This is a genomic window from Solitalea longa (genome assembly GCF_002920915.1).
In the GTDB taxonomy this organism is placed as follows: Bacteria; Bacteroidota; Bacteroidia; order Sphingobacteriales; family Sphingobacteriaceae; genus Solitalea; species Solitalea longa.
The window spans coordinates 374,581-388,569 of record NZ_PQVF01000001.1; the positions used below are offsets into that span (position 1 = coordinate 374,581).

The following is a 13,989-nucleotide window of genomic DNA, read 5'->3' on the forward strand; positions in this document are numbered from 1 at the left end:
GCAAAGGACGTTATTCAGATAACGTCCTTTTTTGTTTATGCCCTTTTTAGCGTTAATAGTACATTTTTTCCATAAAAGTAGTCAGACTTACAGTCCCAATTATTTGACTGGTTGTTAATTTGTGAGCATTCAGTGCAATTTAACCTTGAAAAGTAAAAATCCCTTTGAGTTTCAACTTTGGTGGTCTATGTTTTGATTAATTGCAGGTGAATTAGCTGAAATCAATCTGTCAGTTATCAATTATCACATTTATCAAATTTACGCTTTAAGTTATTATGGATTTGAATCCGAAAAGAGTTGTGGTGCTGGCCCCTCATACCGATGACGGAGAACTAGGATGCGGGGGAACAATTGCATCGTTAATTGAAAAAAATGTCGATGTGTATTATGTTGCATTTTCTACTGCAGCAGAGTCTGTTCCTAAGGGGTTTCCTCAAGATGTTTTGAAAACAGAAGTTAAAGAGGCTACACGTCGTTTGGGTATTAAAAATGAAAATCTTATTATTTTTGATTATCAGGTTCGCAGACTTAATTATGAGCGCCAACCTATCTTAGAGGATTTGGTTAGAATCCGAAAAGATATAAACCCTGATTTGGTTTTTTTACCTTCTTTGCATGATATCCATCAAGATCATGTTACTGTTGCCCAGGAAGGTTTACGGGCTTACAAGAACACTACGATACTGGGCTATGAACTAATTTGGAATAATTTATCGTTTAATACCACCTGTTTCGTTGAGCTTGAAAAGCGTCATATCGATATAAAGGTTAATGCATTAAAAGCTTATGTTTCGCAAGCCCATCGTACCTATACTTCCGATGAGTTTATTTATTCCCTTGCCAAATCAAGAGGGGTTCAAATCGGAAATGGTTATTCTGAGGCATTTGAAGTTTTACGCCTGATACTGAAATAATGATTAATATTTTAATGACAGGAGCTGGAGCTCCGGGGGCTCCAGGTATTATAAAATGTTTAAAACAAGAGGGTTCTTTGAACCTTTTTTTGTGCGATAGTAATCCTGATGCTGTTGGACGGTTTTTACATGATGGTGTTTTTAAAGTCGTTCCAAAAGCCAATGATGTTGATTTTATAAAAGTTATTAAGCAAATCTGTTCAGAAAACAACATCAGTGTTATAATGCCTTTAGTAACACTTGAACTATTTGTATTCGCTAAGTATAAAGCTGAATTAGAAGAAATAGGAATTAAAGTGTTAGTTTCAGATGAAAAAGCCTTGAATATCGCTAACAATAAGGCGTATTTATACGAATTTCTTAATGCGAAGGGAGTTGACTTTATACCTTCCTTTTTGAAAGTAAATACATACGATGAATTTAATAAGTCAATTAAAGAATTAGATTATCCCTCTGTACCAGTTTGTTTTAAACCATCGGTCTCAAATGGAAGCAGGGGATTTAGGATTATTAATTCAACAGTAAATGAATTTGATCTGCTGTTTAATTATAAACCTGATAATACATATATCCTTTTAGAGAAGATCCAGGATATTTTAAGGGAAAATAAATTTCCAGAACTTATCGTTAGTGAGTATTTGCCGGGTGAAGAATATTCCGTGGATTGCATCGCCAATAATGGAAAACCAGTATTAATTATTCCCCGCCTACGAAGGAAAATGTTAGGAGGCATTAGTACTGCCGGTGAAATTATAATGAATCAAGAATTGATTGTTTACTCTAAAGAGATAATTGAAAAAATTGGTTTGCATGGCAATATTGGTATTCAGTTTAAAAGGGCCGCTTCAGGTCAATTTAAATTACTTGAAATTAATCCTCGCGTGCAGGGAACAATCGTTTCGATATTGGGTGCGGGCGTGAATATGCCTTTAATAGCTGTAAAACAGGAATTAGGGCTAAGAATTGAGGAAGCGGAATTGAATGTTAAATGGGGGACAAACTTTATCAGATATTGGGATGAAGTCTTTTACTGATATTAAGATTGGCGATAAATCTCTGATAAATGATTTTGATGTTTTTGTGTTTGATTTGGATGATACCCTTTATCCTGAAATAGAATATCTGAAATATGCTTATGCGGAGATCGCTGACTATGTTTCCCAAAAGTATCAATTAAACAGGGATAGCATTAACACATTTCTTATTGATACCTTCTTAACAGAAGGTAGGGTAAAGCTTTTTGATAAATTAATAAAAACCTATTTTCTAGATCAAGATGATGTCGTTTCTTTTCTGGAAATCCTAAGGAATGTTAGTATAAACAATATAATAGAGCCATTTCCCCTTATAATCGATTTGTTAAGAACATTGAAAGAAAGGAATAAGCTTGTTTTTATCTTGACAAACGGTAACCCGGTTCAACAAAAAAATAAAATTGAATCAATAAATTGGCATGACTTAAATTCATTCTTTACTCCTATTTATGCCAACTTACTGGCACCAAAACCTTCACCAATTGGATTGTTTGAAATACTGAAGCTAAGTTCGGCTGTTTCGGAAAAAATAATATTTATCGGAGATTCAGAGGTTGACAGACTAAGTGCTTATAATGCACAAATGGCTTTTCTAGATGTTAATAGAATGATGCAGTTTTTAGAAAAATAGCTAAATTTTTTTTTCTAAATTTTTTTACGGGCCACATTGCTATATAACTATACCTTAAATCCGGCAATGCTATGTTGATATTTTATTAATAATTCGACTGTTTTTTAAATAAAAGTTATTATTTTATTAAAGAACTTTGCAGAGTTAATAAATCTTACGATTTTAGTAACCACAAATAATACACTGAAAAGCAATTGAATGGAACAATCTCAGTTCAATACGAATATCTCCGATTCTGAAATTTCTCTTAAAGAAGTAATCTTAAAAATGAAGGAATGGTGGCATTATTTATTGTCACAATGGAGGTTTATTCTAATAGCCGGCTTTATTGGAGGGGCCTTAGGTGTAGTTTATTCCTTTGTTAAGAAACCAATTTATACCGCTGAACTTACTTTTGCCTTAGAGGAGGATTCGGGTGGTGGTGGATTGGGCCTTTATGCTGGTTTAGCTTCTCAGTTTGGTATTGATCTTGGTGGCGGAGCTGGAGGGGCTTTTTCAGGAGATAATATTATTGAATTGATGAAATCTCGATCGATGGTTCAAAAAGCATTGCTCTCTCCAATTAATATAAAGGGAAGAAACGAAACTCTAGCAGACTATTTTATTGATTTTAATGAACTAAAAGAAGATTGGAAAAAGGAGCCTTTGTTACAAAATGTACAATTTCCTTTAAATGCAGATCCATCTAAATTTACCAGAACTCAAGATAGTTTGCTTGGAGAATTTCATAAGATTTTTATTAAGAAAAATCTATCAGTATCCAAGGTTGATAAAAAGCTAAGCATTATATCTGTACAATGTAGTTTTACAAATGAAATGTTTGCTAAGGTTTTTACTGAAGCATTAGTGAATAATGTTACAGATTTCTACGTGAAAACAAAAACGGGGCGATCAAAAAAGAATGTAGCCATACTTCAAGAGAAGGCAGATTCTTTACGAAATGAACTAGACAAGTCAATTTACGGGAGAGCTCTAATTATCGATAAGACTCCTAATCTAAATCCCGTACGACAGGTTGTTGCGGTAGGAAGTCAGCAAAAGGAAGTAGATATTCAGGTTTTGGGGACCGCTTATGGAGAGGTGGTGAAAAATCTGGAGATATCAAAAATGGCATTGACCAGAGAAACTCCATTTATTCAAATTATTGATGTGCCAATAATGCCATTGGAAGAAGAGAAAGTCGGAAAATTAAAAGGCTTTGTTTTGGGATGCATCCTGAGCGTTTTTTTTACTCTTATTTACTTGTTATTTAGGGGCGCTTCAAAAAGTATACAGAAATAACGGTATCTATTTAATAAATATAATGGAGCGTCTGAATAATATTATCCTGTAAATACTTCATTTTTAAAGAAATACCTATAAAAGAAGATATATTCGTAGAAACGTATAGTCTCTTTAACAAAGAAATCCCCGTTTTGAAAGGATAAAAGGAAAAGCGATTAGAATCATGTCAAAAAAAACAAAAATTGCTATTGTATGGGCAAACCCGTATAATAAAAACCTAGGAGTAGCAGCTTTAGCTTATTCCTCTCTAGCACTTCTTTATGATGTAGTTAAAGAGAATAATTTGAATGCAGATTTTTCTTTTTTTGGAAGTTCTACGAGAAATGAAGATGAAATTACCATAAACAATCAAAAGATTATTTTCGATAACTTCTTAGGAATGCGTTTTTTCCATTGGACCGCATTTGTAAAGCTCAATATTTTTCCCAACAAGTTTAAAGCAAAGAAGCTCCATGAGTTCGATTATATATTTGATATAGCCGAAGGAGATAGTTTTACAGACATCTATGGAGATGACCGCTTTTGGAGAATTCTTAATTCGAAAAAATTTTTTTATGGTCTGAATAAAAAACAGGTCTTATTACCTCAAACTATAGGGCCATTTAATAAAAAAGAGCACGAAGTTGAAGCTTTTGAAGTAATGAAAAAGCTCGATAAGGTTATTAGCCGTGATAAGAAAAGCTTTGAATATTCAGCTAAATTCCTTCCCATTGATAAGATCATAGAGATGATAGATGTTGCTTTCTATCTGCCATTTGAGAAGGTTAACTTTGATAATAATAAAATTAATGTGGGAATAAATATCTCTGGTTTGCTATGGAATGGAGGGTATACCAGGTCGAATCAGTTTAATATGAAAACTGATTATAAAGAATTGATCCGTAATACTCTGGAATTTTTCAGCCAGCAAGAGAATGTGGTAGTTCATCTTGTTCCGCATGTGATTCCGGTTGACTATCCTGTTGAGGATGATTACGTGGTTGCAGAAGAGATTATTGCAGAGTTTCCTGATGTTGTTTTGGCTCCACGGTTTGAAAACCCTATTGAAGCTAAGAGTTATATTAGTGGAATGGATTTTTTTACAGGCGCAAGAATGCATGCTTGTATAGCAGCTTTTTCAACTAATGTGGCTGTTTATCCAATGGCATATAGCCGTAAATTCAACGGTCTTTTTGAAGATACATTGAATTATAAATGGATGGGAGATTGTGTAAATAGTAGTGCAGAGGAAGTTTTAGAAGGGTTGAAGGAAGCATTTGCAAAAAGGGATACCTTAAGTGAACAGATTGAGTTATCTCTAAAAGAGGTAGTAAAACCTAGATTGCTTCAGCTAAAGGAACTTATATTCGAAACATTAAATAATTAAAATTGTCTGAAAAATCGATAATTGAGAAGATCAAAAGAGACGGACTTTGCTTAGGTTGTGGTTTGTGTGAAAGCGTATGCGGTAAAGATTCGGTTGAGATGCGTTTGCAAAAAAATGGTTTTTTTCTGCCGGAGATCAAATCTTTAAATGCGGACAAGGAGAAGGTTATTAATGAAATCTGCCCGGGTATTAATATTGTAAATGATTTAAGCTTTGGTAAGGATGAAAAAATTTGGGGACGAATTGAAGAATTAAGATCAGGATATAGTACTGACGCAGAGGTGCGTTTCCATGGGTCTTCCGGAGGAATTATTAGTGCTATTGCCATACATGCTTTAAGTACCGGTAAAGTTGATGCGGTACTACAAGTAGGTGGAGATAGTGCCGATTTTGAAAGAAATACGCTGAAAATTTCAAAGAGCCGCCATGATGTTTTAGAATGTGCCTCATCGCGTTATGCTCCTGCGCTGATTTTTGATAAGATTTTTGAGATTTTAGAGAGCTCTAACGAAGTGTACTGTTTTATAGGGAAGCCTTGTGATATTTCTGCACTTAAAAATTTCCTGAATGTTTATCCTATCTACAAAAGCCGATTTAAATTATATGTATCTATAATGTGTGCTGGGATGCCTTCATTTAATGGTACAAAAGAAATTATAAACAATTTAGGTGCAAATGAGCCTGTTAATAATTTAACCTACAGAGGTGACGGGTGGCCTGGTTATTTTTCGTTTGCAGATAATCAAGGGCAACAGTTTAAAATGAGTTATAATGACTCCTGGGGTAATACTCTTAATAGGTTTTTAAACTTTAGATGCAAATTATGCCCAGATGGTATTGGCTTGCAAGCAGATATTGCAGTTGGAGATGCCTGGGATACAAAAGATGGATATCCTGATTTTTCAGAGAAAGATGGATTAAGTTTAGTAATTGCGCGGACTAAAGCAGGGGTAGAAGTGTTAACTGATGCCCAAACTGAAGGAAGTATGTGTTTTGAAGAACTTCCGCATTTTAAGTTAGCACAAATGCAACCCTATCAGTATGCGAGAAGAAGTCGGGTTGGTGCCAGGGTCCTTGCATATATTTTGGTAAAACAAAGGACGCTTAGGTTTAAACATCTAAGGGTATGGAAAAATTTAATCGGGGTTTCTCCTGTTGATTTACTTAAGGAGTTTATGGGGACTTTTAGAAGGTCTATCAAGTACAGAAGCTAATTTGAAGAATGTCTAAGTTTTATTTGAAATTATATTTTTCTCTTCCCGGAATTTTGAAGCGCTTTTTCTTGAAGTTTATTCTCTTGAAGGAAAATGAAATGTTTTCAGACATCCTTAGGCAAATATTCAGTAAGCAATACCAGATTCATATTGGTTATGGGACATATGGAGGTTGTTTCAATTTAAAAAATGACATTCCGCCGCATGTTACATTTGGCAATTATTGTTCAATTGCAAAAAACATCAGAATATTCCGCGCAAATCATCCTAAAAATAGTTTTACATCCCATCCTTTGCTTTATAACCCAATTGCTGGTTATGTGAAGAAGGATATGTTAGAACGCCCGGCATTAAATATTGGAAATGATGTATGGATTGGGGAATGGGTTGTCATATTGCCAAATGTGACTTCAATAGGTAACGGAGCAATAATTGGTGCAGGTAGCATAGTGACTAAAAATGTAGAACCATATTCGGTGGTGGTTGGGAATCCTGCTAAGATTATTTCACAAAGATTTGATGAAGACACAATTAAACAATTGGAAGAATTAAGGTGGTGGGAGCTGAAAAAAGAAGATTTAATTAACAATATCGAACGGCTGAACAGGATTGTAAATAAGGATTAATTGCTGGTTCAATTTTTAATTGCAATTAGATTAAAAAGCTGCATAAAAGTTGCTCAGGATTAAATCTTTCTATAAAAGTATAGTTGGTTTTACCCATCGTTTGATTATATAATTAGAATGTTCACCTGGTGTGAATTAATAAATAAGATGAAATAATGAGTAGCTCTTCATTGGCAAATATACTTTCGGGATCATTGTGGGGCATATTGGCAAAAAGTATTGATGCAATTGTTAAGTTTTTTACAATTCCCCTTTTAGTTGGGTTTTATGGTAAAGCTGATTATGGTTTAATTGCTTTAGCCTTTTCGTTAAATGCATATCTGAGATTAATGGATATGGGTTTAAATATAGGTTCCATCCGTTACTTTTCCATGTGGATTATGCAAAAGGAGTGGGATAAAATCGGTAAGGTTTCTCGCTCAAGTATTGTTTTTTATGGTTGGATAGGAGTGCTCAATGCTGTTGTTTTTTTATTCATTGCGTTTTATGGTGGTAGCTTCTTTAAAATTGTTCCATCGCAGTTATACGTATTTCAATGGATGATGTGCACATTAGCGGCTAGTGCTGTTTTTAATTGGGCTTCCAATGTAATTATACAGTTTTTAACTGCTTATGGAGAGCTAGCCTGGATTAATAAAATAGCTGTTTTAAGTAGTGTTTTAAATTTAGCAACGGTTTTCTTGGCTATAAAATGCCTTATACCCCTTAATTATTATTTTCTTCTTTATATACTTTCTACTTTAATTATAATCCCTTTAAATATTTACCGGCTAAAAATTACTCAAATGCCAATATTGGATTTAATTATGCCTGTTTGGGATGGAAAGGCTTTTAAAGAAATATTGGGCTACAGTGTTGCAATTTTTGCAATGAGTTTATTTCAGTTTTCCGCCGATAATTTACGACCTATTCTTCTAGGTAAATATGCAGGAAAGGGAATTGAAGTTCTTACTGATTATCGTGTTATTCAAACTATAGCATCTCTTATTACTGCGTTTGGCGGTGTGTTTCTACAGGTATTATTACCGTCTGCATCAAAAATATACGTAAATAACGATACCCATAAAATTAATAAACTGGCCTATAACGGAACAAGATATATATCTATTTTCTTGTCATTAGTTGTGTTTTTACTAATTGTTAATGCTAAGGTGCTGTTAGTATTGTATATGGGGAAATCATATGAAGAACTGTCCATTTGGTTGATTATCTGGCTGCTAACTGTTTTATTATCGATGCACAATGCTCCAATTGCAACTTTTGTGCTCTCATCAGGGAAAACCAAATTCTTAATTTATTCATCAGCAATTTCTTGTATTCTATCATTACCCATCACCGCTTTTTTTGCACATAAATACAATGTAGGCTCGGCTGTAATGGGGTACTTCTTTTATATAGTGTTGCAGTTGATGTGTTATTACTGTTATTATATACCATTTGAATTAAAACTAGATGTAAAGCAAATACTGTTTAAATCATTTTTGCCTGGAGTTGTTGTAGGTTGTATTGCATGTTTATTAACCTATTTTATAGGCGATCTTATTCCTGATTTGTCAGGATTTAAAAAGCTAATATTTCAATCAATAGCTTTTTCGCTACAGTTTGGAATCTACCTCTTCTTATTTGTCTTAAAACGAGAAGAAATTAGTGAAATCAAAAATAAATTAAGACCAAGGGTAGGACTAACCTAAGCGTTTTTGCGATACGCTTCTAAATAACAGTTTTTAACTGTATGAATTCAAAAGTTTAAGAGAAATAAGTTATTAATGGATACCACTACACTTGAAGCTCCCATTGATGTTTCAATAATTATAGTAAACTATAATACTTTACAGTTATTAATTGATACAATTAGTTCTGTACTGGAAAAGAGTGAAGGGTTTAAGTTTGAGATTATTGTTGTTGATAATAATTCAAAAGAAAATGCCCAGAAGGTATTGTCTGATAAATTTGGCGAACTAGTTATATATAGTTATTTAACTGAGAATATTGGATTTGGGAGGGCAAATAATGAGGGTTTGAAAATCGCCAGGGGTAAAAACATCTTCTTTTTAAATTCAGATACCTTATTAATTAACAATGCTATTAAGATTCTAAATGATTATTTAAATGAGAATAAAGAAGTTGGAATCTGTGGAGGAAATTTATTTGATGAGAATTTGCGGCCTACAGAATCTTATTTCACCAAATTGCCCTCTCTTTTTGCTGAGTTGGCTAATATTGTTCTACCCAGCAGGTTGAAAAATTTATTCTATAATTCTGATGAATTTTTTAATACATCCGCTACTCCCAAAAGCGTTGCCTATGTTACTGGAGCGGATCTAATGATTAAAAGAGAAGTGATTGAGCAAACTGGTGGCTTTAACCCAGTTTTCTTCATGTACTACGAAGAAACTGAGTTGTCTTACAGAGTTTCGAAATTAGGATATAAGATCATGTCAATTCCTTCTGCTGAAATTATTCATCTGGAGGGTAAATCGTTTGATTTTAACGAAAGAAGGATGTTAATGTACCTGGAAAGTAAGTTCAAATTTTTTAGGATCGTTTATTCTCCTTTGCACGCATTATTAGTGTATTTGTTAATATTTCCATTAGCCTTTTTAAGAGAATGGTATTTTCGGCTTACTTTTAGTGTGAAGAAAAGCTATTGGATTGATATGAAAAGAGTGAATAAGAAGGCGTGGATGAATTACAAATCCCAATTCAGTAGATGATAGTGAATTTTAACATTGTTGATGTTTGTGAGTATAGTAAGCGTTTTTTCGTAATAATTTAAGATTTTTAGAAGTTGATAGGCTTTAAAGACCCTTTAACTGTAGTGCTACTTTGATGGAAAGAATTCTATATTTTTTATTGGTTTTAGTTTCAGTTTTCTATCAATTTACTATTGTATCCTACCTTTCCCCATTATTATTTTTCAGTATCCTATTATTATTCCTATCGTTCTTTAGAAAAGAAAAGGGGTTTGTTAAAATCAGTCTTTTACTGATTATTATTAATCTCGTACCACTTCTGGGGACGGTTTTTTCTGCATTAAGAGGGCAAGATAACTTTGTTGAAACGAGCATATTAACTACAGTCCATCGTACAGCATATATTCTTCCTTTAGCAATAGGATTTTACAACTTGAAAGTATCAAACAAGTTTATTGTTTATACATTCTTTTTCGTACTGGCTCTTTTATCCCTCGTGTCGATTGTTCAAGTTATTCAGCATTATTTAGGGTTAAATGTTTTTTATATCCCGCCTAATCATCCCTCCTTTTATGAAAGCATGGGTACTATTATTTTGGATGAAAACGATAAAAAAAGTTTTAGAACCTCGGCTTTCTTTGCAGAACCAGGTGATCTAGCAATTTACGGTTCGATCTGCACCATTTTGATATTAGCTAGTTACTCAATAAACTCATTTAAGAAGGAAGTCCTCCTGGCTTGGATTTTTTTGTTTATTATTCTGCTTACTTCAAAAGGATTGAATGCCATATTTGCATCATTCATTAGTATTATTTACTTATTCAGAAGGAAAATATTTAACCCGAAATATTTGGTGTATTTAATACCTGCTGGACTATTCGCTCTTGGGGTATTGTACTTTTTATTGCTTGATCGAATGGATAAACTATTGTCAGGTGAAGATAGTTCCTACCTGGTGCGAATAGGCTCCATTTTAAATGCGCTAAATTATGTTTTGTCTGACTTTAACTTAATCTTATTTGGAAGTGGCTTAGGTACTAATGCCAAGGTGAATTTCATTGGAGATGTTAGTATCAAATCTGATTACATAAGGTTATTGTTTGATGGAGGGGTAGTTACAGTAGCTGCATATATTCTTATAAATTGTTTGATTTTTTTTAAAAGGAATGGAAGTGAAACACTCAGGGTTTTTGTGGTATATTTTATGTCATTAGGGTTGTTTCACGATACACAAGCTCTTTATTATCTTCCGTTGTTTTTATTGATTGCTTGGAAATTAGGTTTAAATGAAAAAAAAGCTATTGTTCATAACGGGTAGAAATCTTCTTCCTGCAGATTCTGGTGATAAATTATTCTCATATAATGTTCTTTTGAACCTATTGAAAGGAGATGTTGAGGTTTATCTCATCTACTTTAATCAAAATAATGAAGAAGATAATGTTAGAATGTTAAAGCATTCAGGTATCTCTTCTTGTAAAGAAGTTTATCATATCAATTACAATCCCAAAAACAGCATAAAGGCCATAATTGGAAGTGTGTTAACACAAGTTTCTTATCCATTATACAAATGGAGAAACAAAAAAATGAAAGGATTGATATCAGAGATAATTAGCCGTGAAAAAATAGACATTGTTGTTTGGGATCATTTGCGGACTACGGCCAACTTTGCTGATAATAACGCGAAAAATATCTTAATTGAGCACAATAATGAATCAGAAATATTAAAAAAGAGAGCTTCAGAAAAAAATAACTCCTTCTATTTTAAGTGGTTCGCCCTTTTTAGCTCTTTTTTGATGGAAAAACATATTAATAAGTATTATGAAAAGATGCATAAAGTAATATTTATTAGTGAATATGACTACTCATTTGGTGGACAGCATAAAACAACAATTGAGTTGTTGAGATATTTGAACTTAAAGTTCGCGCATCAAGCTTATCAATTTGATCGGCCAAAAGTTATAGAGCCGTTAAAGTTGCTATTTGTAGGTAGTTTAGATTGGTATCCAAATGTTAATGGAATCAAATGGTTTGTTAATAATGTGCTTGGTAATCTTAGAAATACTGAACTTTGGATAGTTGGAAGGAATCCCACAGATGAAATAATGTCTCTTAATAATGATAAAGTGAAGGTCTTTGCTAACGTTCCATCAGTTGAAGAGTATTTTCTCAAGGCAGATATCTTTATATGCCCAATTTTTGAAGGAGGGGGTATAAATATTAAAATCTTAGAAGCACTATCTTATGGAATTCCTTTAGTGGCCACTGACTTTGCACTAAGAGGGTACGAGTGTGATTTTATACCTACATTCGATACTGTAGAAGAGTGTGAGAAAATGATAACTGCATTTTCTGATGATGTTCAATTAAGAAAAGTCTTTTCTATTCGGGCAATTGACTATTACAATAACTACATTGAGAATTCAGAAGGTGAAATTCTAGAGTTAATACTAAATTAAAATACGAACCTTGAAAATTTCAATAATTACTCCAGTTTATAATAGCGCCTCAACCATTGCTGCAACAATTAAGTCCATACAATGCCAAAACTATACTAATGTAGAACATATTATAGTTGACGGTGCATCAAAAGATGAAACAGTTGAAATTGCCAAATCCTTTGGCTTTAGTAAAATTATATCTGAACCTGATCAAGGGATTTACTTTGCAATGAATAAAGGAGTAAATCTGGCCCAAGGCGACATTATCGGTATATTAAATTCCGATGATTTTTATGCGGATGAAAATGTATTGGAGCGCGTTGTTGAAAAGTTTTATGAAAGCGGTGCAGATGCTGTTTATGGTGATTTGGATTACGTGGATAGTTTAAATACCAATAAAATTCTTAGGAAATGGAGGTCGGGGCCCTATACCGCAAAAGCCTTTCTGTTTGGATGGATGCCTCCACATCCTACTTTTTTTGTTAAAAGATCGGTTTATGAACAATACGGCTTATTTAATACCTCACTCCGTAGTGCCGCAGATTATGAAATTATGCTCCGTTTTATTCATAAATATAAAATTAGTGTTTCATACCTTCCTAAGGTGTTAGTTAAAATGAGAGCTGGAGGGGTGAGTAATGCCAGCTTTAAAAATAGGTTCTTAGCCAATAGGGAAGATAAAAAAGCATGGGTATTAAATGATTTAAAGCCCTATTTCTTTACATTGTTATGGAAACCCATTAGAAAAATATGGCAATTCCTTTAATAAGGTCTAATTTTTTGATTGATTTTGGGGGCTAAATTTAAAACTGAGTTGTTTATATGGCTTTCAACTGTTTGTCCATCATCTATTTCTTTCATCAGTTTTGGGTTTTGCATAAAGAAGTATTTTTCGGCCGACCACCATATTAAACCCTTAATTGTGCTTTGCTTATAGCTGGTGGTAGCTGCAACTCTGATATAGTCAAGGAAATACTTTTCAGGGATCTTCTCCAGACCCACCTTTTTATTGCTGGTATGGTATCTATGCCAAACAAATGGAATTACAGGTTTTTTATATTGATAACCAAGTTTAAGCGCATATCTTACATTGTCAGCTACATATGCAGAGTCCCCTTTCCAATTGTTTTCATAGAAATCATAAATATCTAAATAATATACATCCTGAGCTTTTAATAATCTAAGTATCCTATTATTATCTTTTTCAAGATCATCTCTGTACCAATACCTTCTGAGCGGAAGCCCATAAATTCCCCATGATAAGTTTGGCCTGCATTCCTTGGCTATTCTAAGTGCCCTTAAATATTTATCTATTGCTGCATTAAGGCTATCAGATGGTGTATTTGGGTTGGTTATTTTTAGCCATTCTGTTTCTTCCCAATCAATTACTGCAATTCCGTTTGTAATATTATTTGGAATTTTTGAATTAATTGAGCGAACCAATTGTGTTGAATCAACATTGCCAGAGTTATTCCGGTCAAAATCTATTTTATAAAAAATATAAGCATATTTAATTCCTTCATTATCTAAGGCTTTATATGTGGTCTCAGATAAATCATTCATACCTATATAAAATGTTTTCTTAGCTGATGCATTTGCTCCTCTAAATGAAGTCCTTTTTTTAACATTTTGTGCATACAGGCTCTCTGAGCAAACCATAAATAAGCTAACATATATAAATAAAAGCTTAGTTCTCAAATGTATACTCATAACATTTACTGTTTTTTATTTGTTAAATCTACAATTAGATCAGCTAATTTGGCTATAGAGTCTTTATTTAAAGAAGGTA

Annotated in this window: 13 protein-coding genes; 12 read left to right on the forward strand and 1 reads right to left on the reverse strand. The window is 33.2% G+C overall.

From position 1 onward, the window contains the following. Positions 1 to 275: 275 nt before the first annotated feature. The 12 genes from C3K47_RS01750 (at position 276) to C3K47_RS01805 (ending at position 12,966) form a co-directional block, all read left to right on the forward strand. A complete protein-coding gene (locus C3K47_RS01750; protein ID WP_103787345.1) occupies positions 276 to 914 on the forward strand; it encodes a PIG-L deacetylase family protein in 639 nt (212 codons plus the stop codon). After that, on the forward strand, positions 914 to 1,948 hold the full coding sequence (locus tag C3K47_RS01755; RefSeq protein ID WP_103787346.1) for an ATP-grasp domain-containing protein: 1,035 nt from the start codon (positions 914 to 916) through the stop codon (positions 1,946 to 1,948). The genes C3K47_RS01750 and C3K47_RS01755 overlap by 1 nt, the downstream gene beginning before the upstream one ends. Further along, entirely contained in the window at positions 1,932 to 2,579 is a 648-nt protein-coding gene (locus C3K47_RS01760; protein ID WP_165784604.1) for an HAD family hydrolase, read from the forward strand. The genes C3K47_RS01755 and C3K47_RS01760 overlap by 17 nt, the downstream gene beginning before the upstream one ends. A 198-nt stretch (positions 2,580 to 2,777) precedes the next feature. Beyond that, the gene (locus tag C3K47_RS01765; RefSeq protein WP_103787348.1) at positions 2,778 to 3,860 is read left to right on the forward strand and encodes a Wzz/FepE/Etk N-terminal domain-containing protein; all 1,083 of its coding nucleotides are present in this window, start codon (positions 2,778 to 2,780) and stop codon (positions 3,858 to 3,860) included. Between the two features lie 166 nt (positions 3,861 to 4,026). Continuing rightward, complete coding sequence (locus C3K47_RS01770) at positions 4,027 to 5,229, forward strand: polysaccharide pyruvyl transferase family protein (protein ID WP_103787349.1); 1,203 nt, start codon at positions 4,027 to 4,029, stop codon at positions 5,227 to 5,229. Between the two features lie 98 nt (positions 5,230 to 5,327). After that, positions 5,328 to 6,443, forward strand: a complete 1,116-nt coding sequence (locus tag C3K47_RS01775) for a Coenzyme F420 hydrogenase/dehydrogenase, beta subunit C-terminal domain (RefSeq protein WP_133159311.1) — start codon at positions 5,328 to 5,330, stop codon at positions 6,441 to 6,443. A gap of 8 nt (positions 6,444 to 6,451) precedes the next feature. Next, complete coding sequence (locus C3K47_RS01780; RefSeq protein ID WP_103787351.1) at positions 6,452 to 7,069, forward strand: CatB-related O-acetyltransferase; 618 nt, start codon at positions 6,452 to 6,454, stop codon at positions 7,067 to 7,069. Positions 7,070 to 7,224: 155 nt separating this feature from the next. Next, positions 7,225 to 8,760: a lipopolysaccharide biosynthesis protein gene (locus C3K47_RS01785; RefSeq protein WP_103787352.1), complete on the forward strand. Its 1,536-nt coding sequence runs from the start codon at positions 7,225 to 7,227 to the stop codon at positions 8,758 to 8,760. 75 nt (positions 8,761 to 8,835) lie between these two features. Continuing rightward, on the forward strand, positions 8,836 to 9,783 hold the full coding sequence (locus tag C3K47_RS01790; protein WP_103787353.1) for a glycosyltransferase family 2 protein: 948 nt from the start codon (positions 8,836 to 8,838) through the stop codon (positions 9,781 to 9,783). 115 nt (positions 9,784 to 9,898) lie between these two features. Further along, a complete protein-coding gene (locus C3K47_RS01795) occupies positions 9,899 to 11,080 on the forward strand; it encodes a hypothetical protein (RefSeq protein WP_103787354.1) in 1,182 nt (393 codons plus the stop codon). Then, complete coding sequence (locus C3K47_RS01800; protein ID WP_103787355.1) at positions 11,049 to 12,218, forward strand: glycosyltransferase; 1,170 nt, start codon at positions 11,049 to 11,051, stop codon at positions 12,216 to 12,218. The genes C3K47_RS01795 and C3K47_RS01800 overlap by 32 nt, the downstream gene beginning before the upstream one ends. 10 nt (positions 12,219 to 12,228) lie before the next feature. Next, on the forward strand, positions 12,229 to 12,966 hold the full coding sequence (locus C3K47_RS01805; protein WP_103787356.1) for a glycosyltransferase family 2 protein: 738 nt from the start codon (positions 12,229 to 12,231) through the stop codon (positions 12,964 to 12,966). Here the strand turns inward: C3K47_RS01805 and C3K47_RS01810 are convergent. Continuing rightward, entirely contained in the window at positions 12,963 to 13,910 is a 948-nt protein-coding gene (locus C3K47_RS01810; RefSeq protein WP_114324626.1) for a hypothetical protein, read from the reverse strand. The genes C3K47_RS01805 and C3K47_RS01810 overlap by 4 nt on opposite strands. Positions 13,911 to 13,989: the final 79 nt, after the last annotated feature.